Raw genomic sequence first — 23,777 nt, forward strand, 5'->3', positions numbered from 1 at the left:
GGAGAGCCATGTCCGTCCCCCGCTGGGAGTACGTCACCACGCCGCTGATGATCCACAACACCACGGCGATCCTGAACACCTGGGGATCGGAGGGCTGGGAGCTCGTGCAGGTCGTCACCGGCCCCGAGGGCGGGCTCGTCGCCTACCTCAAGCGCCCGATCGCCGAGGCCGGCGCGTGATCGCGGAGCGTCTCGCCGAGCTCGGCATCGAGCTCCCCGCCGTCGCGACTCCCGCCGGCGCCTACGTGCCCGCGGTCGTCACCGGCTCGCTCGTCTTCACCGCGGGCCAGGTCCCCTTCGTCGACGGCGCGCTGCCGGCGACGGGCAAGGTCGGCGACGGCGTCTCGCCCGAGGTCGCGAAGGATCTCGCTCGCGTCTGCGCGCTGAACGCGCTCGCCGCGGTGGCCGAGGTGCTCGGCTCGCTCGATCGCGTGACGCAGATCGTCAAGATGACCGGCTTCGTCGCCTCCGCGTCGGGCTTCACCGGGCAGCCCGGCGTGATCAACGGGGCCTCGGAGGTGCTCGGCGAGATCTTCGGCGAGGCGGGCAAGCACGCGCGCTCGGCCGTCGGCGTCGCTGAGCTGCCGCTCGGCGCTCCCGTCGAGGTCGAGCTGATCGTCGCCTTCGCCTGACGACCGTCCGCCCCGTTCGGCAGCTCCCGCCCCCTCCGGTTCGCCGGAGGGGGCGGGGAGCGTCGAACGGATCCGTGACGCGGGCCGTCAGTCGGCCGTGACGGCCGAGGCGATCACCGACATGACCTGCGTGTCGGCGAGCGTCGTGGTGTCGCCGACGGCCCGACCCTCCGCGACGTCGCGCAGCAGCCGGCGCATGATCTTGCCCGAGCGCGTCTTCGGCAGCTCCTGCACGATGAAGATCCGCTTGGGCCTCGCGATCGCGCCGATGTGCTCGGCGACGTGCGCCTTCAGCGTCGCCTCGAGCTCGTCGTGGCCGGCGGCGAGGGCCTCGGCCTGACTGGCTTTCGCGATCACGAAGGCCACCACGGCCTGGCCGGTCGTCTCGTCCGCCGCGCCCACGACCGCCGCCTCGGCGACGACGGGGTGCGAGACGAGCGCCGACTCGATCTCGGCGGTCGAGAGGCGGTGCCCCGAGATGTTCATCACGTCGTCGACGCGGCCGAGCAGCCACAGGTCGCCGTCGCGATCGCGGCGGGCGCCGTCTCCGGCGAAGTACCGGCCGGGGAACTTCGACCAGTAGGTCTCGACGTAGCGCTCCGGGTCGCCCCAGATGCCGCGGAGCATCGACGGCCACGGCTCCGTGACGACGAGGAGTCCGCCCGAGTCGGCGCCGACCGGCCGCCCCTTCTCGTCGACGACGTCGATCGAGATCCCGGGGACGGGCACCTGGGCGGAGCCCGGCTTGAGCGTGGTGACCCCGGGGAGCGGCGAGACCATGATCGCGCCGGTCTCGGTCTGCCACCAGGTGTCGACGATGGGGGTGCGGCCGCCGCCGATGACGTCGCGGTACCAGACCCACGCCTCCGGGTTGATGGGCTCGCCGACCGAGCCGAGCAGCCGGAGGCTCGAGAGGTCGAAGCGCTGCGGGATCTGCCGGCCGAGCTTCATGAAGGAGCGGATCGCGGTGGGGGCGGCGTAGAGGATGCTGACGCCGTGCTTCTCGATGATCTCCCACCAGCGCCCGGTGTGCGGAGTGTCGGGGGTGCCCTCGTACATGACCTGGGTGGCGCCGTTGCTGAGCGGGCCGTAGACGACGTAGCTGTGCCCGGTGATCCAGCCGACGTCGGCGGTGGACCAGTAGACGTCGCTCTCGGGCCGCAGGTCGAAGACCGCGCGGTGCGTGTACGCGACCTGGGTGAGGTAGCCGCCGCTCGTGTGCAGGATCCCCTTCGGCTTCCCCGTGGTCCCGCTCGTGTAGAGGATGAAGAGCGGCTGCTCGGCCGGGAACGCGCGTGCCACGTGGTCGGCGTCGACGGTCGGCATCTCCTCGTGCCACCAGAGGTCGCGGCCCTCGCTCCACGCGACGGAGTTGCCGCCGCGGCGGACGACGAGGACGTGCTCGACACTCGATCCGCCGCCCTCCAGGGCGAGGGCGGCGTCGACGGCGGGCTTGAGCGGGAAGACCGAGCCCTTGCGCCAGCCGCCGTCGGCGGTGATGACGAGCTTCGCCTCCGCGTCGTCGATGCGGGCGCGCAGGCTCTCGGCGCTGAAGCCGCCGAAGACGACGGAGTGGATCGCACCCAGTCGGGCGACGGCGAGCATCGCGATGACCGCCTCCGGGATCATCGGGAGGTAGATCGCGACCCGGTCGCCGGCGCGGACGCCGAGGCTGGTGAGGAGATTGGCGGCGCGCTGCACCTCGGCGGTGAGCTCGGAGTAGGTGAGCGAGCGGCTGTCGCCGGGCTCGCCCTCCCAGTGGATCGCGACGCGGTCGCCGTGGCCGGCGAGGACGTGGCGGTCGAGGCAGTTGTAGGCGACGTTCAGCTCGCCGTCGTCGAACCACTTCGCGAACGGAGGGTCGCTCCAGTCGAGGGTGCGGGTGAAGGGGCGGTGCCAGTGCAGCAGCTCGCGGCTCTGCTCGGCCCAGAAGCCGAGCCGATCGGCTGCGGCCCGCTCGTACAGCGCCTCGGTGGCGACGGCGTCGGCGGCGAACCCGGCGGGCGGCGGGAAGCGGCGCGCCTCGTGCAGGAGGTTGTCGATGGCCTGCGATGCGGCGGCTCCGACGTCGTCGAGGCCCTCCGCGTCGTCGGGGCCCCGAGTGTCGTCGAGTGGAGAGGACATCTGCGATTCGCTCCTTCGCGAGTGCACCGTTCGCCGACCGCGCGGTCGACCTCGACCACCGTAGCGCCAGGGTCCGACGCCGCGAGCGCGGCCCCCGAACCTGGCAGTGGGGCCGGTTTCGGACAAGAGTTCGCCGGGAACGCCGATCGGGCTTGGCGAAACGGGCGGGGTCACGTACTCTTTCATACGGCCGAATGAAAGTTCGGTCTCAGCGGCGCAAGTGATTCCCCCCAATCCCGCGCCGCCGAGGCGGCACCTGTTCCCCCCAATGGGTGCCGCCCCCTTCTTCCTCCGACGGACTGTCGCTCGAGCACCGGCGCTCGCGGCACGAACCGGACGCCTCCACAGGGCGTCCTCGTCGCGTCCGTCCACCGATCGACGGGGGAGCGTGCCGCGGCTTCCCGTGCGCCCCTAGCGTTCCGGCATGACCGCTGACTTCGTGCCCCGTGTGCCCGCCGCCTACCGCCGGGACGACCCGTCTCCGGGCGGTGGGAGCGATGCGTTCCAGCGGCCGGTCCGGCCGGGAGCCGCGGCGCTCGGCCTCCTCGCACCGTACGCGGCCGATCCGGCCGTCACCGATCTGTTCGTCAACGGCGGCTCCGGGCTCTGGATCGATCGGGGGAGGGGTGCGGTCCGCGATCCGGCCTGGACTCTCGACGCCGCAGGGGCGCGGCGCCTGGCTGTCTCGCTGGTCGCGGCGGGCGGGCGGCACGTCGACGAGGCGAGTCCCTGCGTCGATGTCCGCCTCCGGCACGGCGTCCGCGTGCACGTCGTGCTCCCGCCGGTCGCCACCGGCGGGACCCTCATCTCGGTCCGGGTGCCCCGCGCCGACGCCTGGACCCTCGACGAGCTGCACGCCTCGGGGATGCTCGACGAGCCGGGCAGGCAGCTCCTCCGCGGCGCGGTCGACGCGCGCTGGAACCTGTTGATCTCGGGGGCGGGCGGGTCGGGCAAGACCACCCTCCTCGGCGCGCTTCTCGGCTTCGCGCCGCCGCACGAGCGCATCATCGCGATCGAGGACGTCGGCGAGCTGCGTCCCGCGCACCCGCACTTCGTCGCCCTCGAGTCGAGGCAGCCGAACCTGGAGGGAGCCGGCGCGATCGGTCTCGACCGCCTCGTCCGCGAGGCGCTGCGGATGCGTCCCGATCGTCTCGTCCTCGGCGAGTGCCGCGGGGTCGAGCTGCGGGAGCTGCTCTCGGCGCTGAACACCGGGCACGACGGCGGGGCGGGCACGCTCCACGCGAACTCCCTCGCCGACGTGCCCGCCCGGCTCGAGGCGCTCGGCGCCCTCGCGGGGATGGGGCAGGAGGCGATCGCCCGCCAGACGGTGAGTGCGATCGATCTTGTGCTGCACCTCGAGCGGAGCGACGGGAGGCGGCGCCTGGCGTCGTGGGGCCGGTTCGCTCTCGACCCGGGCGGCCGGCTGCGGATCGAGGAGGGCGCTCTGCCGCGCCGCTCGAGGTCGGCGGCGTGAGGCGGCAGGACGGGCTCGACGAGGTCGCCGCCGTCGTCCACCGCCTCGCCGTCCTGCTCTCGTCGGGAGTGGCGCCCGGGTCGGCGTTCGAGCATCTGGCGTCGTCGGCGATGTCGACCGCGCCCGGAGCCGCGGGGCGACGCCGACTCCTGCGTGCCGTCGCGCTCGATGCGGCGCGCGGGGAGGACGTGACCGCGGCGATCCTCCGCGGCCCGCCGGCCTCGCGAGGGCGCCGCCAGCGACGTCGGAGGCGGGACGGGGAAGAGGAGGCGGGGTGGGCGGCGCTCGCCGCGGCCTGGCGCGTGGCGACCGATTCGGGAGCGCCGATCGCCGCGGCCCTCGGCGAGCTGGCGGAGTCGCTGCGCGAGCTCGCCAGGGCGCGGCGCGACATCGACGTCGCGCTCGCCGGGCCCGCCGCGACCGGACGCGTCGTGAGCGCCCTGCCTCTGGTGGCCCTCGGCTTCGGCAGCCTGCTCGGCTTCGACGTCGCAGGAGTGCTGGTCGGCACGGCCCCGGGTCTCGTCTGCCTCGGTGGCGGCGGCGTGCTGATGCTCGCCGCTCAGCTGTGGACCAGGCGCCTCGTCCGGGGTGCGGATCCCGGCGACCCGGCGCCCGGGCTGGCACTCGATCTGCTCGCGGTCGCTCTGGCGGGCGGCGGAGCGGTCGACCGCGCCCGCGAGCACGTCGTGTCGGCGCTCGCCGAGTGCGGGCTCGGTGCCGGTCCGCGGGCGCTCGAGGGCGCCGATCCGGTGCTGGCCCTTTCGTCGGCCGCGGGAGTGCCCGCCGGTCGTCTGCTGCGGAGCGAGGCGGCACTGACGCGGGTGCGCGCGGCGGGGCGGGCGAGGGAGCGCGCGGCGAGACTCGGCGTGACCCTGATGCTCCCGCTCGGGGTGTGCGTGCTGCCGGCGTTCCTCCTGCTCGGGGTGGCGCCGCTCGTGATCTCGGTGCTGCTGTCGACGTTCGCGGTCGAGGCGTGAGGGTGGCGTCGCCGCCCTCCACAGGAACCTCGCGTCGAGGTTCTGCACCGTTCCGCTGTCCTCCGACCCGGGGGTGCGCGGACTCGGCGATCCTCGAGGGACGGGGCGAACGGGGCGGAGATGGAGCGGACTCTGATGGACGGAACTCGGGTGGAGCAGGTCGGAAGGAACGGGGCGGGTAGAGAGGGAGGCGGCGATCGGGCGGGCAGTGCGGTCGCACGACGGTGGCAGGGCCCGTGTACGCCGTCGGGCGGACGAGGAAGCGGTGGGCTCCTCGCCCACCTCGCCGACGAGGAGGGGTCGGCCACCGCCGAGTACGCGATCGCGACCATGGCCGCGGTGGGATTCGCCGGTCTCCTCGTGGTGATCCTCAAGGGCGACGAGGTGCGCGGGATCCTCACCGACCTGGTGACGCGGGCGCTCACCTCGGGCGGATGAGAGCCGCGCGCGGTGTCCTGCGTCGCCTGGCCGCGGCGGAGGGATCGGCGACCGCGGAGTTCGCGGTCGTCCTCCCCGCCGTGGTGGTCGTGCTCGCGCTGTGCCTGGGGTCGGTGGCGGCGTCGGCCCAGTACGTCCGGCTGGTCGACGCCGCGGCGGACGGCGCGCGATCGGCCGCGCGGGGCGACGACGCCGCCGTCCCCGTGGGGCGCATCGACGCCGGAGCGTCCGTCGCGGTCGCGGAGGAGGGCGGGCTCGTCTGCGTGAGCGTGGCGGCGAGTCTCCGGCCGCTGCCCGCGGTCACCGTGCCGGTCGCGGTCCGCTCGTGCGCCCTCGGGGGCGGACAGTGACGGCCGTCGTCGCCGGGCCGGGAGAGGAGGGGTCCGCTGCGGTCGTCGCGATCTCGGTGGTGGCGGCGACGGTGCTCGTCACGGCGGCCGTCCTGGGCGGCTGCGGTGCGGTGGTCGCGCACCAGCGCGCCGTGGCCGCGGCCGACGGGGCGGCGCTCGCGGCGGCCGACACCGCCTCCGGCCTGGTCGCGGGGGAGCCGTGCGCCGCGGCCGCACTGGTCGCGGCAGCGGGTGGTGCCGAGGTCACGGGGTGCGCGCTCGACGCAGGCGTGGCGACCGTCGAGGTCGCGATCACCGTAGGGCCACTGACGCTCCCGGCGCGGTCGCGTGCGGGACCACCGCCGTGACCCGCGGGGATCAGTCGGAGCTGAGCCGCTGGTACCGGTAGGCGGCGGCGGTCGGGAGGGAGCCCGACCCCTCGTCGTGCTCCAGCGCACCGGAGTAGAGGTACACGTAGTGGGATCCGGCTCGGGGCCCCGGGATCGCGAGTCTCGCGGCGGGGGTCGACGCGCCGTCGTAGCTGCGCCGGAGGGTCTTGCCCTCGAGCGGTCCGTCGACGAGCTTCGCGGTGTAGGCGGCGGTGGAAGGGGACGAGGTCGTGTGCGTCATTGTCATGCCCCTCATCATGCGCCGATCGGTGCTCGCCGTCACCAGCGGCGTGCATCCGGCACGGTCGACGTTCACGCTGCTCGATGCCCGCTCCCAGCCTCCGGGCAGACGCCGGCGGGGAGTGACGCCCGGAGTCAGTGTGTATGGTGTGGCTGTCGGGCGCCCGAAGCCGACAGTGAACCCGGAGTCGGCACCGTCCCAGCGGACGGCGACCGGCTGCACGGTCGTCTCAGCGGTCGCCGCGCACCGCCTCCCCGAAGCAGGGGACCCGTCGGACTCACCTGTCAGTCCGACCGACAGCATCAATCGAGGAGAACTGTGTCCGGCACGAAGAAGCTGGTGATCGTCGAGTCTCCGGCGAAGGCCAAGACCATCGCCCAGTACCTGGGCGACGGGTACGAGGTGCTCGCCTCAGTCGGCCACATCCGCGACCTCATCGAGCCCAAGAACCTGCCGCCGGAGCTCAAGAAGGGCCCGCTGGGCAAGTTCTCGGTCGACGTCGACAACGGCTTCGAGCCCTACTACGTCGTCTCGGACCAGAAGAAGAAGACGGTCGCCGACCTCAAGCGCGCGCTCAAGAACGCCGACGAGCTCTACCTCGCCACAGATGAGGACCGCGAGGGCGAGGCCATCGCGTGGCACCTCCTCGACGAGCTCAAGCCCAAGGTCCCCGTGCACCGCATGGTCTTCCACGAGATCACCAAGGACGCCATCCAGAAGGCGCGCGAGAACACCCGCGACATCGACACCTCCCTCGTCGACGCCCAGGAGACCCGCCGGATCCTCGACCGCCTCTACGGGTACGAGATCTCGCCGGTGCTGTGGCGCAAGGTGGGCCCGGGCCTCTCGGCCGGCCGCGTGCAGTCCGCTGCGACCCGGCTCGTCGTCGACCGCGAGCGCGAGCGCCTCGCCTTCGTGTCGGCGAGCTACTGGGATCTGGCCACCGTGCTCGCCCCCGAGTCCGACGCCTCGGCGGCGTTCGACGCCCGCCTGGCGCGCCTGGACGGCAAGCGCGTCGGAAGCGGCCGCGACTTCGACGACCGCGGACAGCTCAAGGGCGACGTGACCGTCCTCGACGAGGCGTCCGCCGCCTCCCTCGCCGACGCACTGCGCGACTCCGCCACCACGGTGCGCGTCTCGAACCTCGAGTCCAAGCCCTACTCCCGTCGTCCCGCGGCCCCGTTCACCACGTCGACGCTCCAGCAGGAGGCGGCGCGCAAGCTCCGCTTCTCGGCCCGGCAGACGATGAGCGTCGCGCAGTCGCTCTACGAGAACGGCTTCATCACCTACATGAGGACGGACTCGCCGAACCTCTCGCAGCAGGCGCTCAACGCCGCCCGCTCGCAGGCGACCGCGCTCTACGGCGCCGAGACGGTGCCCGACAAGCCGCGGATGTACTCGGGCAAGAACAAGAGCGCCCAGGAGGCGCACGAGGCTATCCGCCCCGCCGGCGAGACGTTCCGCACGCCCGACCAGCTGTCGGGAACGCTGCGCGGCAACGACCTGCGCCTCTACGAGCTCATCTGGAAGCGCACCGTCGCCTCGCAGATGGCCGATGCCAAGGGCTCCACCGCGACGGTGACCCTCGAGGCGCACCCGGCCGGGGACACCGCCACCGTCGCCGAGTTCACCGCCTCCGGAACGGTCATCACCTTCCGCGGTTTCCTCCTCGCCTACGAGGAGGGTCGCGACGAGGAGCGCCACGGCGCCCGCGACGACAAGGACGCGAAGCTCCCCATGCTCGAGGTCGGCCAGAGCCTGGTCGTCACCGACGTCGAGGCGAAGGGCCACGAGACCTCGCCGCCCCCGCGCTACACCGAGGCGAGCCTCGTCAAGTCGCTCGAAGAGCTGGGGATCGGGCGCCCCTCGACCTACGCGTCGATCATCTCGACCATCGTCGACCGCGGCTACGTCACCCCGCGCGGGACCGCGCTCGTCCCGAACTGGATCGCCTTCTCGGTGGTCCGCCTGCTCGAGGACTTCTTCTCGGACCTCGTCGAGTACGACTTCACCGCCGAGATGGAGGGCGACCTCGACAAGATCGCCGGCGGCGAGGAGGACCGGGTCGGCTGGCTCAACCGCTTCTACTTCGGCGGCGGCACGCACCCCGGCCTCCGCCACGTCGTCGACAACCTGGGCGAGATCGATGCGAAGAGCATCAACTCCATCAGGATCACCGACGACATCACCCTGCGGATCGGCAAGTACGGCCCCTACCTCGAGGTCGCCGAGGAGGAGGGGCAGGAGACGCCCCGCCGCGTGAACCTCCCGCTCGAGCTCGCCCCCGACGAGCTCACTCCCGCCAAGGCGCAGGAGCTGATCGACGCGCCGGTCCAGACCGACCGCGTCCTCGGCAGCAACCCCGACACCGGCAAGACCGTCGTGGTGAAGGACGGCCGCTTCGGTCCGTACGTGACCGAGACCGACCCCGAGCCCGACACGGCCGCCGATCCCGCGACGGGCGAGGTCGTCGAGCCCGCCCCCGCGAAGCGCGGCGCGAAGAAGCCGGCGGTCGTCAAGCCGCGCACCTCCTCCCTGTTCAAGTCGATGGACGTCGCGTCGATCGACCTCGCGACGGCTCTCCGCCTGCTCGACCTGCCCCGCACGGTCGGTGAGGACCCGGAGTCGGGCGAGCCGATCACGGCGCAGAACGGGCGCTACGGTCCCTACCTCAAGAAGGGGACCGACAGCCGGTCGCTCACCAGCGAGGACCAGATCTTCGAGGTCGACCTCGCGACCGCCCTCGAGGTGTTCGCGGAGCCCAAGTACGGCGCCCGCAAGGCGTCGAGCGCGCTCAAGGAGTTCGACGCGGATCCGGTCAGCGGCAAGCCGATCCGTATCCGCGACGGCCGGTTCGGCGCCTACGTGACCGACGGCGAGACGAACGTCACGATCCCCAAGACGCAGACGATCGAGGAGATCGACTTCGAGCAGGCGGTCCAGATGCTCGCCGACAAGCGCGCGAAGGGACCGGCGAAGAAGGCCCCGGTCAAGCGGGCTCCCGCGAAGAAGCCCGCCGCGAAGACCACCGCGGCGAAGGCTCCTGCCGCGAAGACGACTGCGGCCAAGACGACGGCGGCCAAGACGACGGCGGCGAAGACCACCGCGGCGAAGACCACGGCGGCCAAGACCACCGCGGCGAAGACCACCGCCGCCAAGGCCCCCGCCGCGCGCACGACAGCCAGGAAGCCGGCAGCGAAGAAGCCGGCGGAGACGACGGGCGCGACGGAGTCGTGACCGGGCTGTTCGTCACCCTCGAGGGCGGGGACGGAGCGGGCAAGACCACGCAGGCCCGGCTGCTCGAGGAGTGGCTGGGCTCGCGGGGTCGCACCGTCGTGCGCACCCGGGAGCCCGGCGGCACCGAGGTGGGTGTGCAGATCCGCGAGATCGTCCTGCACCACCGCGGCGAGATCGATCCGCGCGCCGAGGCCCTGCTCTACGCCGCCGACCGCGCGCAGCACATCGGAACCCTGGTCCGCCCGGCACTCGAGCGCGGCGACGTGGTGATCCAGGACCGCTACATCGACTCCTCCGTCGCCTACCAGGGCGCCGGACGCGTGCTCGACGCGGGCGAGGTCCGCACGCTGTCGGAGTGGGCGACCCACGATCTGCGTCCCGATCTGACGGTGCTCCTCGACCTCGACCCCGCGGCGGCCCGGACGAGGCTCGACGCCGCCCGCACCCGCTTCGATCGGCTCGAGGCCGAGAAGGAGGAGTTCCACGAGCGGGTGCGCCGCGCCTTCCTCGCGATCGCCGAAGCCGATCCCGCGCGGTTCCTGGTCGTCGACGCGAGTCTGGCGATCGAGCAGATCGCCGAGTCGGTCCGCGAGCGCGTCGCCGGGCTGCTCGACGATCGGCCCGCTGTCAGTGCTCGCGGCTAGCCTGATCCCGTGACCGTCTGGAGCCAGCTCGTCGGGCAGGAGCACGCCATCGGCGCCCTGCAGGACGCCTCGACCCCCCGCGACGAGCGCGGTCGCGAGTCGTCCGCGATGACGCACTCGTGGCTGATCACCGGCCCGCCCGGATCAGGGCGCTCCAACCTCGCCTACGCCTTCGCCTCCGCTCTGCTGTGCCGTCGCGGCGGCTGCGGCGAGTGCCCCGACTGCCGGCAGGTGGCGGCGCGGTCGCACCCCGACCTCTCCGTCCTCAGCACCGAGCGCGTGATCATCTCGATCGACGAGGTGCGGCGCCTGGTCGCGAGCTCGCAGTACTCGCCCTCGGTGTCGCGCTACCGCGTGATGGTCATCGAGGACGCCGACCGCATGGCCGAGCGCACCTCCAACGTCCTCCTGAAGGCGCTCGAGGAGCCGCCGGAGCGCACCGTCTGGATCCTCTGCGCCCCGAGCGAGGCCGATCTGCTGCCGACGATCCGCTCGCGGGTGCGCTCCGTGCGCCTCCGGGTCCCGAGCGTCGACGACGTCGCCGGGCTGCTCGAGCGCCGCGACGGAGTCGATGCCGCGACCGCCGAGCGCGCCGCCCGCCAGGCGCAGAGCCACATCGGCATGGCGCACCGCCTCGCCACGAACGCCAATGCACAGGAGCGACGCGACGAGACCCTCCGGATCGCCCTCGGTCTGCGCGGAGTGTCGGACGCCGTCCTCGGCGCCGCCCGGCTCATCGAGGTCGCCACCGACGACGCGAAGGCGATCACGCTCGAGCGTGACGAGGTCGAGCGGCAGCAGGCGCTGCGCTCCCTCGGCGTCGAGGCGGGCGGCACGGTCCCCGCCCAGCTGCGGTCGCAGCTCCGGGCGCTCGAGGAGGACCAGAAGCGGCGCGCGACGCGCAGCCTCCGCGACGGTCTCGACCGCATCCTCGTCGATCTGCTGTCGCTCTACCGCGACATCGTCCGCCTCCAGCTCGGTGCGCCGGGCGGGGTCATCAACGAGGAGGTCCGCGCCGAGATGACCGCGATCGCCGAGTCGACCTCTCCCGAGCGCACGCTCGCGGTGCTCGACGCCGTCCAGGAGGCGCGCGAGCGCATCGACGCCAACGTCTCGCCGGTGCTCGCCCTCGAGGCGATGCTCGTCGTGGCCGCCCGCCGCCCGGTGGCCGCGTGAGGCGCGCCCGGCGGGGTGCGGCGGTCGCCGTGGTCGTCGCGGTCTCGGCTCTGCTCACCGCCTGCTTCGCGCCCGGAGGACCCTCGGCCGAGCGCACGTCGACACCCGCCCCGCAGGCCGTCGCCGCCGATCTCGAGCCCTACTACGGCCAGGTCCTCGTGTGGGACGACTGCGGCGAGGGCGCCCAGTGCACCGACGCGACCGTACCGCTCGACTGGAGCGACCCCGCCGGCGAGACCGCGACGATCGCCCTGGTGCGCCGGCCGGCGACCAGCGGCACCGCCCTCGGCTCCCTCCTCGTCAACCCGGGCGGACCGGGCGGCTCGGGGGTCGACTTCATCCGCGACAGCGCCGACTACGCGGTCGACGAGGAGCTCGCGGCCGACTACGACATCGTCGGCTTCGACCCGCGCGGAGTCGGCGCCTCGAGCGCCGTGTCGTGCCTCGACGACGCCGGGCTCGACTCCTACCTCTACGACATCGTGCCGGGCGAGCGCGGCGGAGACGAGTGGATCGCCGCCCAGCGTGCCGGCTCCGCGGAGTTCGCCGCCGCCTGCCAGGAGCGCACCGGCGCTCTGCTCGGCGAGGTGGGCACGCCGAACGCGGCGCGCGATCTCGACGTGCTCCGCGCCGCGCTCGGCGACGAGACGCTGAACTACCTCGGCTACTCCTACGGCACCTTCCTCGGCGCGACCTACGCGGGGCTCTTCCCCGACCGCGTCGGCCGCCTCGTGCTCGACGGCGCGATCGACCCGGCCGCCTCCTCGCTCGACGTGGTCCGCGAGCAGGCGAAGGGGTTCGAGAGCGCCCTGCGCGCCTACGTCACCGACTGCCTCGGCTCGGACGACTGCCCCTTCACCGGATCGGTCGACGACGGCCTGGCCGAGGTGCGCGAGCTGCTCGACACCGTCGACGCCTCGCCGATCCGCGCGGCCGATGGGCGGCAGCTCGGATCGAGCACGCTGCTGACCGCGATCGTCTACCCGCTCTACGACGCCGCGGGCTGGAGTGCGCTCAGCGAGATGCTGACCGACGTCGAGCAGGGCGGGGCCGAGATCGCCTTCCAGTACGCCGATGCGTACAACGGCCGAGGCGCCGACGGGCGCTACACCGACAACGCGACCGAGGCGTTCCTCGCGATCAACTGCGTCGACTACGCGTACGACGGAGACACCGCGGCGATGCGCGCCGACGCGGCCGCCCTCGAGGAGGCGGCGCCCACGATCGGACGCTACATGGCCTACGGCGACATCCTCTGCAGCGAGTGGCCGGTGGCCTTCGAGGGCTCGCGCGAGCCCATCGCGGCCGACGGTGCCGCGCCGATCCTGGTCGTCGGCACGACCAACGACCCCGCGACCCCCTACGTCTGGGCGCAGGCCCTCGCCGGCCAGCTCGCCGACGGCCACCTCGTCACCTACACGGGCGAGGGCCACACCGCCTACAACAAGTCGAACTCGTGCGTGAACGACGCGGTCGACGCGTATCTGCTCGAGGGCGTCGTTCCCGAGGAGGATCCCCGATGCTGAGCGAGCAGGGCCGTCGAGCCGCGCGGACCCCGATAGAGAGCGCGGCGCGCGAGCAGCCGGGGCTCCGGGAGCGCAAGCGGATCGCCACGCGTCGCAGCATCGAGATCGCGGTGCTCCGGCTTGCGAGCGAGCGCGGCCCCGACCGGGTCACCATCGAGGACGTCTCCCGGCTCGCCGACGTCTCGACCCGCACCTTCTTCAACTACTTCACCTCGAAGGAGGACGCCCTGGTGGGCGGGCTCCCGGCGATCACCGACGAGACGGCGGCGACGTTCCTCGAGGGCACCGGGCCGATCCTCGACGACCTCCAGCCGGTGTTCGTCGCCGCGATGGAGGAGCCGCTGGAGGAGGACCGCGAGCTGCACCTGCTCCGCCGCGCGCTCTTCCGCGACCACCCGCACCTCGTCGGCCTCAAGATCGCCGGGATGCGCGAGTTCGAGGTCGCGGTCGAAGGGCTGGTCGCCGAGCGGATCCGGCGGGACGAGTCGGACCCGGAGCGTGTCGTGAACCGCGCGCGGATGCTGACCCTCCTGGGTCTGGCCGCCATGCGGCACGCCTGGGCGGGCTGGGTCGACCACGACGGTCGCGACGCCCTCCCGGGGCTCGCGGCCCGCTCCTTCGACGAGCTGCGCGCCGCTCTGTCCTGAGGCCTTCGTCACGGCGCCGCCACCGGTGCGCACGTCCGTCCGCGAGCAGGCTATGCTGTGTAATCGTGTCCGGGGCCTGCCCCCGCGTGCACGCCGCCTTAGCTCAGTCGGTAGAGCGTCTCACTCGTAATGAGAAGGTCGTCGGTTCGATTCCGACAGGCGGCTCCGTCTCCCCTCCTCGCAGCAGTTCCCCTCCTTGCAGCGGGGCCTCCTCCGCGGTCGATCCTCCACAGCCCTGATCGCGGGCCCGTCCTCCCCGCGCCGCGGTGAGGCCCAGGGCTCGCCCGGGAGGCGCGGCTACCCTGGGACGGATGACCGACATGCCTCCCCGACGCAGGCCGTGGCTCCTCGTGGCCGCGGCGGTGCTGGCTCTCGCCCTCCTGGCTGCGGGTGCTTTCGGCGCGGGGACGGCGCTCGGGCGGAACGCCTCGTCGACGATCGCGCCGACCGCCTCGGCCCCGACGATCTCGAGCACGCCCACTCCCACTCCGACCCCGACGGCGCGACCGACCGGAGCCGCGACGGCCGAGGCGCTGCGCACCTGCTCCGTCGTGGAGTCGGCCGCCGATCCGCGCCTGGGGTCGATGCAGGCCCGCGTGGTCGATGCGGCGACGGGCGAGGTGCTCTTCGATCGCGGGGGTGGGACGGCCTCGCGGACGGCCTCGGCGCTCAAGATCCTGACCGCGGCCTCGGCGCTCGCGGTGCTCGGCCCCGACACCCGGATCGCCACGACCGTCGTCCGCGGCGCCGAACCGGGGAGCATCGTGCTCGTCGGCGGGGGAGACCTGACGCTCAGCCGCCTGCCGAGCGGGCAGGAGTCGTTCTACACCGGAGCCGCGCACCTCGACGATCTCGCCGCGCAGGTCGAGCGCGCGTGGGACGCCGACCCGTCGACGGCCGGCACGTCGATCACGTCGGTCGTCCTCGACGCCTCCCTCTACTCGGGCGACACCTGGCAGCCGAGCTGGAACCGCAAGGAGCAGACCGTCGGCTACATGCCCGAGATCACGGCGCTGCAGGTCGACGGCGACCGCGCGGATCCGACGGCCTCGACCTCGACGCGCGGCACCGATCCCGTCGGGCGCGCCGGCACGGCGTTCGCCGCCGAGCTCTCGGGCGATCCCGCGATCTCGACCGGGACGGCCCCGGCGGGTGCGGCGGTGCTCGGCACGGTCGAGTCGGCACCGGTGCGCGACCTCGTGCAGCAGATGCTGCTCGTGTCGGACAACGCGATCGCCGAGATGCTCGCGCGACTCGTCGCGATCCGCACCGGGGCCGGCAACGACTTCGGCGCCGAGCAGGCCGGCGTCCTGCAGGGTCTGGCCGGCTACGGAGTGGACACGGCCGGTATCACGATCGCCGACGGCTCGGGCCTGAGCGACGACAACGCGGTCGCCCCCGCCTACTTCACCTCGCTGCTGCGCAAGGTCCAGGCCAGGGAGGGCGAGCTCGGCATCGTCCTCGACGGACTCCCGGTCTCGGGGCGCACCGGCTCGCTCGCGTACGCCGACCGCTTCGCAGGCGACAACGCCGTCGCCGACGGTGCGGTGCTGGCCAAGACCGGCTGGATCGACACCGGCTACACCCTCGCCGGCGTCGTCACCGCGCAGGACGGCACCGTGCTGACCTTCGCCGTCTACGCGCTCGGCGAGGTCTCCGACTCGGCGAAGACCGCGATCGACACGCTGGTCACCGGGTTCTACCGCTGCGGCGGCTCGCTCTCCGACTCCTGACCCCCCCCCGACTTCGAACGAGAGGACTCCGATGACCACGGCACTGCTGATCGTCGACGTGCAGAACGACTTCACCGAGGAGGGCGCGCTCGCTGTCGCCGGCGGCACCCGCGTGGCGTCCGGGGTGAGCGCGCACCTCATCGCCCACGGCGACCGCTACGACACCGTGCTCGCCTCGCGCGACTGGCACGACGGCGGCTCGGACAACGGCGGGCACTTCGCCGAGACTCCCGACTTCGTCGACACCTGGCCGGTGCACTGCGTCGCGGGCACCCCCGGCGCCGAGTACCACCCGAGCCTCGACCTCGACCTGATCGACGTGCACATCCGCAAGGGTCAGGGCCGCCCGTCGTACTCGGCTTTCGAGGGGACGACGACCGACGGAGAGGCCGTACCGGACCTGCTCGGCCGTCTCGGCGTGACTCGGCTCGATGTCGTGGGTCTCGCCACCGACTACTGCGTGCGCGCCTCGGCGCTCGACGCCCGGAGCGCGGGGCTCGAGGTGCACGTGCTCGACGACCTGGTCGAGGGGGTCTCGTCGGAGGCGAGCGCCGCCGCCCTGCGCGAGCTCGCCGACGCGGGGGTCGTCGTCGAGCCGTCGGCCTGACGGCCGCCGCCGTAGACTGGGCTCCCCTCCTGCGCGGTCCGCGCATCCCGTCTCCCGAGCCCCTGTTCAGAGAAAGAGCCGTGCCGTGTCCGCTTCCGTCGAGGCCTCAGAGGCCGCCCTCCTCGCCCGCGTCCCCGCGCAGCTGTTCATCGGCGGAGCCTGGGTCGATGCGAGCGGCGGCCGGACGATCGACGTCGAGGACCCGGCGACCGGGGCGACGATCCGCACCATCGCCGACGCGACTCCCGAGGACGGCCTGCGCGCTCTCGACGCCGCGGTGGCCGCGGGGGAGTCGTGGGCGGCGACGGCGCCCCGCAGGCGCGGTGAGATCCTCCGCCGCGCCTTCGACCTGCTGCAGGAGCGCAAGGACGAGTTCGCGCTGCTGATGACCCTCGAGATGGGCAAGCCGTTCGCGGAGGCGCTCGGCGAGGTGGCCTACGGAGGCGAGTTCCTCCGCTGGTTCAGCGAGGAGGCCGTGCGGATCTCGGGACGCTACGGCGTCAGCCCAGAGGGCACCGGGCGGATGATCGTCTCGCAGCACCCCGTCGGACCCTGCTACCTCATCACGCCGTGGAACTTCCCGCTCGCCATGGCCACCCGCAAGATCGCCCCGGCGCTCGCCGCCGGCTGCACGGTCGTCGTCAAGCCGGCCGAGCTCACCCCGCTCACCACCCTCGCCCTGGCGGCGCTGCTCGCCGAGGCCGGCGTTCCCGACGGAGTCGTCAACGTCGTGACCACCTCGTCGGCAGCCGCGCTGTCGGAGCCGATCATGAGCGATCCGCGGCTGCGGAAGGTCTCGTTCACGGGGTCGACCCCGGTCGGGCAGACGCTGCTGAAGCAGGCCTCCGCGAACGTCCTGCGGACCTCGATGGAGCTCGGCGGCAACGCGCCGTTCGTCGTCTTCGAGGACGCCGACCTCGGCAAGGCCGTCGACGGGGCGATGCTCGCCAAGTTCCGCAACATCGGCCAGGCCTGCACAGCGGCGAACCGCTTCTTCGTGCACGAGTCGATCGCCGAGGAGTTCGCCGCGCGCCTGACGGAGCGGGTCGCCGCTCTGCGCGTGGGCCGCGGCACCGAGGACGGAGTCACCATCGGCCCGCTCATCGACGACCGCGCGGTCGCGAAGGCGGAGTCCCTCGTGGAGGACGCGGTCGGCCGGGGCGCCCGGGTCAGGATCGGCGGGCACGGCATCGAGCGCAGCGGTCACTTCTACGAGCCCACGGTGCTGTCGGACGTCGACGGCGGCAGCGAGATCCTGCGCACCGAGATCTTCGGCCCGGTCGTGGCGATCGTGCCGTTCCGCGACGAGGACCACGCGGTCGCCCTCGCCAACGACACCGAGTTCGGCCTCGTCTCGTACGTCTTCACCAGGGACCTGGCGCGCGGCCAGCGGATGATCGAGCGCCTCGCCACCGGCATGATGGGCCTGAACATCGGCGTCGTCTCGAACGCCGCCGCGCCCTTCGGCGGCGTGAAGCAGTCGGGTCTCGGCCGCGAGGGCGGACTCGAGGGCATCCACGAGTACCTCAGCACGAAGTACACGCTCACCCCCGACCCGTTCGCCTGATCCCGCGATGCCGCCGACGGAGGTCTGCTCGCTCGACGACCCGCGACTGCGCGACTACGCTCACGCGACCGACGTCGCGCTGAAGAACGCGCGCGGTCCGCACGGGATCTACATCGCGGAGTCGGCGCTCGTGCTCGAGCGCGCCCTCGCGGCCGGCCACCGGCCCCGCTCGGTCCTCGCGCTCGGCGGATCGGCGGACGAGGCCGCTCGCCTCGTCGAGGGGTTCGACGCCCCCGTGTTCACCGGCCCCGCCCAGCTGCTCGCGGAGCTGACCGGCTACACCCTGCACCGCGGGCTGGTCGCGGCGATGGAGCGGCCGCCGCTCCCCGATCCTGCGGCGCTGGTGGCGGGGGCGCGCCGAGTGGTGGTGCTCGAGGACGTCGTCGATCCGACCAATGTCGGCGCGATCTTCCGCTCGGTCGGCGCGATCGGCGCCGACGCCGTCCTCGTCACGCCGCGCTGCTCCGACCCGTTCTACCGTCGCGCCATCCGCGTCAGCATGGGCACGGTGCTGCAGGTCCCGTGGACGCGGGTCGGCGGCTGGGACGAGACGGCGGCGCTCCTGCACTCCGCCGGCTTCACCATCGCTGCCATGGCGCTCACCCCGGAGGCGGTGCCGCTGCGCGACTTCGCGGCGACGGCTCCCGAGCGGGTCGCCGTGGTCCTCGGCACGGAGGGAGCCGGACTCACCGCCGAGGCGCTCGCCGCGGCCGACGTCGCCGTGCAGATCCCGATGCGGCACGGCATCGACTCGCTCAACGTCGCGGCGGCCAGCGCCGTGGCGATGTGGGCGCTGGCGGCACCCTCCTAGGAGGGTGACCGGATCGCGCCGCGGCACCTCGCCGGAGGGAGCGCTGCGCTACGCTCGCAGCCATCCTGTCGGCGCCGAATCGAGCGAGGTCCCCCATGCCCGATCGAAGCGCGCGCGAGCGCACCGAGGCCCGTCGCTCGGCCAGGCGCCGCGCGAGTCGCGCGCTGCCGCCCCTCGTCGCGGTGCTCCTCGCGCTCACGGCCTGCACCGCGCCTCCCGCCGAGGTGCCCGACGACGCGGTGATGAGCCCCGGCACCTCCGCGCCGGCGGTCACGATCGCACCGACCGGCGGACTCGGGGCCGGCGGCGACGAGCTGACGCAGCGGATCACGCTCTGCCTCGCCCGGTACGGACTCGGCGAGCGGCCGTCCCCGCCGGACGAGTCGGCGAGCTCGGAGGAGCAGATGGCGGTGCAGCAGCAGATCGACACGTACGACGCGACCCTCACCGACTGCTCGGCCGAGGCGCTCGGGACGAACCGTCCGAGCGCGACCCCCTCCTCCTGATCATGCGGCCGGAGGGGATGTCCGCGCTGGTCGCCGGCGGCGCCTCCGGCCTGGGTGCAGCCACTGCGACGGCCCTGCTCGACGCCGGGGCCCGGGTGAGCGTCCTCGACCTCCCCGACGCCGTCGCGGCGGCCCGGCTCCCCGACTCCGTGACGCTGATCGCCGGAGACGTGCTCGACTCCGACGCCGTCGCGCGGGCGATCGAGGCGTCGGGGGAGCTGCGGATCGCGGTGGTCTGCGCGGGGATCGCGACGCCGGGCCGGCTCCTCGGCCGCGACGGCCCGCTCGCCCTCGAGGCGTTCGAGCGCGTGCTCCGGGTCAACGCGGTGGGCACGCTGAACGTGCTGCGGCTCGCGGCGGCGGCGATCGCCGAGCGGGAGCCGATCGACGGCGAGCGAGGGGTGCTCGTCACCACCTCGTCGATCGCGGCCTTCGAGGGGCAGATCGGCCAGGCGGCCTACGCGGCGTCGAAGGGGGCTGTCGCCGCGCTCACGCTGCCGCTCGCGCGGGAGCTGGCCGAGACGCTCATCCGCGTCGTCTCGATCGCGCCGGGCACCTTCGACACCCCCCTGCTCGCAGGCCTGCCGGAGCGGGCGCGCACCGCCCTCGGATCCGCGACGCCGCATCCCGCCCGCCTCGGTCGCCCCGCGGAGTTCGCCGCGCTCGTGCGCCACGTGATCGAGAACCCGATGCTCAACGGCGAGGTCGTGCGCCTCGACGGAGCGCTGAGGCTGCCGCCGCGCTGAGCCCGATCAGACCAGCAGCTGGTGCTTCGCCAGGTCGCGGTAGAGCGGAGTCGACTCGACGAGCTCGGAGTGGGTGCCGACTCCGACGACCTCGCCCTTGTTCAGCACGACGATCCGATCGGAGTCGACGACGGTCGAGAGCCGGTGGGCGATGACGAGCAGGGTCCGGTTCTCGGCGACCGCGTCGATCGCGAGGCGCAGGCGCTGCTCGTTCAGCCCGTCGAGGCTCGAGGTCGACTCGTCGAGCAGCAGGATCGGCGGCGCGGCCAGGAGCGCGCGGCCGATCGCGAGGCGCTGGCGCTCGCCTCCGGAGAGCATCACGCCGCTCTCGCCGACGGGAGCGCCGAGACCGAGCGGGTTGCGCTCGAGCACGTCGGTGAGGTTGACGGCCTCGAGCACGCGCAGGCAGTCGGCGTCGTCGGCGTCGGGGCGGCCGAGGACCAGGTTCTCGCGGATGGTGCCGGCGAGCACGGGCGCGTCCTGCTCGACGTAGCCGATCTGCGCGCGGAGGGCGTCGCGGTCGATCGCGGTGATGTCGACTCCGCCCAGGCGCACGACGCCCGCCTCCGGGTCGTAGAAGCGCTCGATGAGCGCCAGGATCGTGCTCTTGCCGGCGCCCGAGGGGCCGACCAGGGCCGTGCGCTTGCCGCGCGGGACGGTGAAGGAGACGCCGCGCAGCACCGTGCGGTCGCCGTCGTCGGCCGCCTCGTCCGTCAGCGCGCGGGGATCGTACGAGAAGACCACGTCGTCGAAGGAAAGGGCGTCGGCGGACACTCCGGCGCCGAGTCCGCCGGCCGAGGTGTCGCCGTCGCCCTCGATCGGGAGGTCGATGATCTCCTGGATGCGCCCGAGCGCACCGAGGGCGGAGTTGACCGAGGTGATCGCGCCGATGAAGTTGCCCAGCGGCATCACCATCATGAAGAGGAAGAGGATGAACGAGACCAGCTGGGCGATGTCGATCGCGCCGGACGCGACGCGGTAGCCGCCGACTCCGAGGACCGCGAGGAACGCGACCTGCAGGGCGATCCCGGCGACCGGGACGACGAGGGCGGAGACGTGCGCGACGCGCAGGCCGAGTCGGTACGCCTCCGTCGCGTGCGAGTCGACCACGGCGATCTCGCGATCGGTGGCGCCGGCCGCGCGGATCGTGCGCACCGCGCTGATGGCGCGCTCGACGGAGGCGGCGAGGTCGCCGACCTTCTCCTGGGCCTTGCGGCTCGCCGTGCGGATGCCCCGGCCGAGCGTGAGCGCGAGGGTGAGGGCCGCGGCGACCACCGCGACGATGATGAGCAGCAGGACCCAGTCGATGATCGCCATGGCGATGATGGCGCCGACGAAGACGAGCGAGCCCGCGATGGAGTCGACGAGCCCCTGGGTCAGCACGGCGCGCAGCAGGGTGGAGTCGGAGCCGACCCGCGAGACGAGGTCTCCGGTGCGGCGGGCGTCGAACTCGCGGATGGGCAGGCGCAGCAGCCGCGCCACGATGCGCCGGCGGCTCGAGAGCACGATGCCCTCGCCGGTGCGCTGGAGGAGGTAGTGCGCGAAGCCCGAGATGAGACCCGAGACGATCACCAGACCGGCGAGCCCCCAGACGAGCGGGCCGAGGTCGAGGCCGTCCTGGACACGGGTGATGACCTGGCCGACGAGGAGCGGCTGCGCGAGGCTCGCCGCGGCGCCGATCAGGCTGAGGACGACGACGACCGACAGGATGCCGCGGTGCTCGAGCAGGTAGGGGACGAGCTGCGAGAAGGAGGCGCGCGGTCCGTCGTCCTTCTTCGCGCGGCCGGGCCGCCGGGGGGTGGTGCTGCTCATCGCTCGTCCGTCCTCGCTCATCGTGCCGTCGTCCATTCTGCCTGCTGGTCGCTGCGAGACGGCGGGGTGGGATCGTCCAGGGGCTCGGACTCGCGAGCCCCCGGAGACGCGTCCGGCCCGCCGGGTGCACCGACGGGCCGGACGAACGGGAGCAGCCTCCTACGACACGTTGTCGTGGTAGGCCATGTGCTGCGTCTCCTTCGAGAGCAGCAGCGCGATCAGCGTCAGCACGCCGGCGCCGCTGAGGTAGAGGCCGACCAGGACGGGGCTGCCGCCGGCCGACTGCCAGAGCGCGACCGCGATGATCGGGGCGAGCGCCGCTCCGAGGATCGACGCCAGGTTGTAGGCCATCGCCGAGCCGGTGTAGCGGACGTTGGTCGGGAACAGCTCGGGCAGCACGGCGCCCATCGGTCCGAAGGTCAGGCCCATCAGGGTGAAGCCGAGGATCAGCACGGCCATCACGCCGACGAAGCCGCCGCCGAAGAGCGGGACGAACAGGAGGCCGAAGACGATGATCGCGGCGGTGACCGTGAGGAGCGTCCTGCGTCGGCCGTACTTCTCGGCGAGCGGACCCGAGACCAGCGTGAAGATGCCGAAGAACACGACTCCGACGATCAGCATGATCAGGAAGTCGTTGCGCGTGTAGCCGAGGCCCGGGGTGGGGCCGTCGGTCGGCGTCGTGCCGTAGGTCAGCGTGAACGTGGTCATCAGGTAGAAGAGCACGTAGGTCGCGAGCATGATGAACGTGCCCAGGATGAGCGGGCGCCAGCTGGTCTTGAAGACGCGCGCGAGGGGCAGCTTGGCCACCTCTCCGCTGTCGACGACCTTCTGGAACGCGGGGGTCTCGACGAGCTTGAAGCGGACGTAGAGGCCGATGATCACGAGCACGGCGCTCGCGAGGAACGGCACGCGCCAGCCCCACGCCATGAACGTCTCGTCGCTCATCGTGCTGGCGAGCACGAGGAAGAGCACGTTGGCGACGATGAAGCCGATCGGGGCGCCGAGCTGCGGGAAGGTGCCGTAGATCGCGCGCTTCCCGGCAGGCGCGTTCTCGGTCGCGAGCAGCGCTGCACCCGACCACTCGCCGCCGAGCCCGAGGCCCTGGCAGAAGCGCATGACGACGAGCAGGAGCGGGGCGAGGAACTCCCAGCCGGGCGTGAGCGCGGTCGGTAGGCAGCCGATCAGGAAGGTCGCGACGCCCATGGTGAGCAGGGAGGCGACGAGCGTGCCCTTGCGGCCGACCCGGTCGCCGAAGTGGCCGAAGATGATCGACCCGATCGGGCGCGCGATGAACGCGACTCCGAAGACCGCGAAGGAGGCGAGGAGGGCGACGGCCGGGTCCTCGTTGACGAAGAAGAGGGTCGGGAAGACCAGGACCGCGGCGGTCGCGTAGGCGTAGAAGTCGTAGAACTCGATCGACGTGCCGATGAGGCTCGCGAGGATCACGCGCCCGCGGGAGTTCTGCGGGGCGGAGGGAGCGTCGGCGGTGGCAGGGGAAGAGGACATGGAAGGCAGGGAGCTCCGATAGACGAGGATCCCGGAGCGGCGGGCGGGCGTCGATCAGGCGCCGCGGGCCGCGAGGGGAGGAAGAGTAGAGCCGCTCGTGACGACCCGACCACATTACTCCGTGTTCTCCCAGCTTGGGGCGTCGGCGGCCCTACGAAGGGGGCCGCCGACGCCGCCGATCAGCCGCGCAGCGAGCGGAGGAGGATCGCGGTGGCGACCGCCGCCTCCGCCGCCTCGCGGCCCTTGTCCTCCTTCGAGCCGGGGAGGCCCGCCCGGTCGAGGCCCTGCTGCTCGGTGTCGAGGGTCAGCACGCCGAAGCCGACGGGCTTGCCGGTCTGGATCGAGACGTTCGTCAGGCCCGAGGTCGCCGCGTCGGAGACGTACTCGAAGTGCGGGGTGCCGCCGCGGATGATGACGCCGAGGGCGACCACCGCGTCGGCGCCGGCCTCGAGCGCGACCTTCGAGGCGACCGGCAGCTCGAACGAGCCGGGCACGCGCACGAGCGACCAGGAGGCGCCCGTCTCGTCGAGCGCGCGGCTCGCGCCCGCGATCAGGCCGTCGCTGATCTGCTCGTGCCAGGTTCCGGCGATGACGACGATGCGCAGGCCTGAGCCGTCGATCGCGGAGGTGGTGGGTGCGCCGCTACCGGCCATGGT

23 protein-coding genes and 1 tRNA gene are annotated in these 23,777 nt (G+C 73.0%); 19 read left to right on the forward strand and 5 right to left on the reverse strand.

Going from position 1 to position 23,777, the window contains the following annotated elements; genetic code table 11:
* The first annotated feature begins 8 nt into the window (after positions 1-8).
* Positions 9-179, forward strand: a complete 171-nt coding sequence (locus GRS96_RS20470; RefSeq protein ID WP_167305276.1) for a hypothetical protein — start codon at positions 9-11, stop codon at positions 177-179.
* Positions 176-631 carry a RidA family protein gene (locus tag GRS96_RS08065; protein WP_204162057.1) on the forward strand — a complete coding sequence of 152 codons (456 nt, stop codon included), beginning with the start codon at positions 176-178 and terminating at the stop codon, positions 629-631. The genes GRS96_RS20470 and GRS96_RS08065 overlap by 4 nt, the downstream gene beginning before the upstream one ends.
* An 87-nt stretch (positions 632-718) precedes the next feature.
* On the opposite strand, the gene acs is transcribed toward GRS96_RS08065, so the two are convergent.
* Entirely contained in the window at positions 719-2,755 is a 2,037-nt protein-coding gene (gene acs / locus GRS96_RS08070) for an acetate--CoA ligase (RefSeq protein ID WP_159988209.1), read from the reverse strand.
* A 424-nt stretch (positions 2,756-3,179) separates the two neighbouring features.
* Here acs and GRS96_RS08075 point away from each other — a divergent pair, with 424 nt between their 5' ends.
* The 5 genes from GRS96_RS08075 (at position 3,180) to GRS96_RS08095 (ending at position 6,341) form a co-directional block, all read left to right on the forward strand.
* Complete coding sequence (locus GRS96_RS08075; RefSeq protein ID WP_159988210.1) at positions 3,180-4,229, forward strand: TadA family conjugal transfer-associated ATPase; 1,050 nt, start codon at positions 3,180-3,182, stop codon at positions 4,227-4,229.
* Positions 4,226-5,206: a type II secretion system F family protein gene (locus tag GRS96_RS08080; RefSeq protein ID WP_159857560.1), complete on the forward strand. Its 981-nt coding sequence runs from the start codon at positions 4,226-4,228 to the stop codon at positions 5,204-5,206. The genes GRS96_RS08075 and GRS96_RS08080 overlap by 4 nt, the downstream gene beginning before the upstream one ends.
* A gap of 135 nt (positions 5,207-5,341) precedes the next feature.
* Positions 5,342-5,644: a DUF4244 domain-containing protein gene (locus tag GRS96_RS08085; protein WP_159857558.1), complete on the forward strand. Its 303-nt coding sequence runs from the start codon at positions 5,342-5,344 to the stop codon at positions 5,642-5,644.
* Positions 5,641-5,994 (forward strand): TadE family type IV pilus minor pilin, encoded by a 354-nt coding sequence (locus GRS96_RS08090; protein ID WP_159857556.1) that lies wholly within the window; start codon positions 5,641-5,643, stop codon positions 5,992-5,994. Before GRS96_RS08085 ends, GRS96_RS08090 begins: the two co-directional genes overlap by 4 nt.
* Entirely contained in the window at positions 5,991-6,341 is a 351-nt protein-coding gene (locus GRS96_RS08095) for an Rv3654c family TadE-like protein (RefSeq protein ID WP_159857554.1), read from the forward strand. The genes GRS96_RS08090 and GRS96_RS08095 overlap by 4 nt, the downstream gene beginning before the upstream one ends.
* A 10-nt stretch (positions 6,342-6,351) precedes the next feature.
* Here GRS96_RS08095 and GRS96_RS08100 read toward each other — a convergent pair whose 3' ends face one another.
* Complete coding sequence (locus GRS96_RS08100) at positions 6,352-6,609, reverse strand: hypothetical protein (protein WP_236553586.1); 258 nt, start codon at positions 6,607-6,609, stop codon at positions 6,352-6,354.
* A gap of 312 nt (positions 6,610-6,921) precedes the next feature.
* Here GRS96_RS08100 and topA point away from each other — a divergent pair, with 312 nt between their 5' ends.
* The 12 genes from topA to GRS96_RS08160 all read left to right on the forward strand — a co-directional run bounded on the left by topA (position 6,922) and on the right by GRS96_RS08160 (position 19,803).
* Positions 6,922-9,840 (forward strand): type I DNA topoisomerase, encoded by a 2,919-nt coding sequence (gene topA / locus GRS96_RS08105; RefSeq protein ID WP_159988211.1) that lies wholly within the window; start codon positions 6,922-6,924, stop codon positions 9,838-9,840.
* Complete coding sequence (tmk, locus tag GRS96_RS08110; protein ID WP_159988212.1) at positions 9,837-10,484, forward strand: dTMP kinase; 648 nt, start codon at positions 9,837-9,839, stop codon at positions 10,482-10,484. Before topA ends, tmk begins: the two co-directional genes overlap by 4 nt.
* A 9-nt stretch (positions 10,485-10,493) precedes the next feature.
* On the forward strand, positions 10,494-11,660 hold the full coding sequence (locus GRS96_RS08115) for a DNA polymerase III subunit delta' (RefSeq protein ID WP_159988213.1): 1,167 nt from the start codon (positions 10,494-10,496) through the stop codon (positions 11,658-11,660).
* The gene (locus GRS96_RS08120; protein ID WP_159857546.1) at positions 11,657-13,186 is read left to right on the forward strand and encodes an alpha/beta hydrolase; all 1,530 of its coding nucleotides are present in this window, start codon (positions 11,657-11,659) and stop codon (positions 13,184-13,186) included. Before GRS96_RS08115 ends, GRS96_RS08120 begins: the two co-directional genes overlap by 4 nt.
* Complete coding sequence (locus GRS96_RS08125; RefSeq protein ID WP_159857541.1) at positions 13,180-13,833, forward strand: TetR/AcrR family transcriptional regulator; 654 nt, start codon at positions 13,180-13,182, stop codon at positions 13,831-13,833. The genes GRS96_RS08120 and GRS96_RS08125 overlap by 7 nt, the downstream gene beginning before the upstream one ends.
* Before the next feature lie 92 nt (positions 13,834-13,925).
* Positions 13,926-13,998: transfer RNA gene (locus tag GRS96_RS08130), tRNA-Thr, on the forward strand.
* 146 nt (positions 13,999-14,144) lie between these two features.
* A complete protein-coding gene (gene dacB, locus GRS96_RS08135) occupies positions 14,145-15,566 on the forward strand; it encodes a D-alanyl-D-alanine carboxypeptidase/D-alanyl-D-alanine endopeptidase (RefSeq protein WP_236553587.1) in 1,422 nt (473 codons plus the stop codon).
* Between the two features lie 31 nt (positions 15,567-15,597).
* Positions 15,598-16,173: an isochorismatase family protein gene (locus GRS96_RS08140; RefSeq protein ID WP_159857537.1), complete on the forward strand. Its 576-nt coding sequence runs from the start codon at positions 15,598-15,600 to the stop codon at positions 16,171-16,173.
* 85 nt (positions 16,174-16,258) lie between these two features.
* Positions 16,259-17,740, forward strand: a complete 1,482-nt coding sequence (locus GRS96_RS08145; protein WP_159857535.1) for an NAD-dependent succinate-semialdehyde dehydrogenase — start codon at positions 16,259-16,261, stop codon at positions 17,738-17,740.
* Positions 17,741-17,747: 7 nt separating this feature from the next.
* The gene (locus GRS96_RS08150; protein ID WP_159988214.1) at positions 17,748-18,551 is read left to right on the forward strand and encodes a TrmH family RNA methyltransferase; all 804 of its coding nucleotides are present in this window, start codon (positions 17,748-17,750) and stop codon (positions 18,549-18,551) included.
* A 95-nt stretch (positions 18,552-18,646) separates the two neighbouring features.
* On the forward strand, positions 18,647-19,057 hold the full coding sequence (locus GRS96_RS08155; RefSeq protein ID WP_159857531.1) for a hypothetical protein: 411 nt from the start codon (positions 18,647-18,649) through the stop codon (positions 19,055-19,057).
* Positions 19,058-19,074: 17 nt separating this feature from the next.
* Positions 19,075-19,803: an SDR family NAD(P)-dependent oxidoreductase gene (locus tag GRS96_RS08160; RefSeq protein WP_442966610.1), complete on the forward strand. Its 729-nt coding sequence runs from the start codon at positions 19,075-19,077 to the stop codon at positions 19,801-19,803.
* A gap of 6 nt (positions 19,804-19,809) precedes the next feature.
* Here GRS96_RS08160 and GRS96_RS08165 read toward each other — a convergent pair whose 3' ends face one another.
* From GRS96_RS08165 to ribH, 3 genes are all read right to left on the reverse strand, one after another.
* Complete coding sequence (locus GRS96_RS08165; protein ID WP_159857527.1) at positions 19,810-21,615, reverse strand: ABC transporter ATP-binding protein; 1,806 nt, start codon at positions 21,613-21,615, stop codon at positions 19,810-19,812.
* Between the two features lie 159 nt (positions 21,616-21,774).
* On the reverse strand, positions 21,775-23,121 hold the full coding sequence (locus tag GRS96_RS08170) for an MFS transporter (protein ID WP_159988216.1): 1,347 nt from the start codon (positions 23,119-23,121) through the stop codon (positions 21,775-21,777).
* A gap of 179 nt (positions 23,122-23,300) precedes the next feature.
* Positions 23,301-23,774 (reverse strand): 6,7-dimethyl-8-ribityllumazine synthase, encoded by a 474-nt coding sequence (gene ribH, locus GRS96_RS08175; RefSeq protein WP_159857523.1) that lies wholly within the window; start codon positions 23,772-23,774, stop codon positions 23,301-23,303.
* Between the last annotated feature and the right edge of the window lie 3 nt (positions 23,775-23,777).

Source organism: Rathayibacter sp. VKM Ac-2803, assembly GCF_009807175.1.
Lineage (GTDB): Bacteria > Actinomycetota > Actinomycetes > Actinomycetales > Microbacteriaceae > Rathayibacter.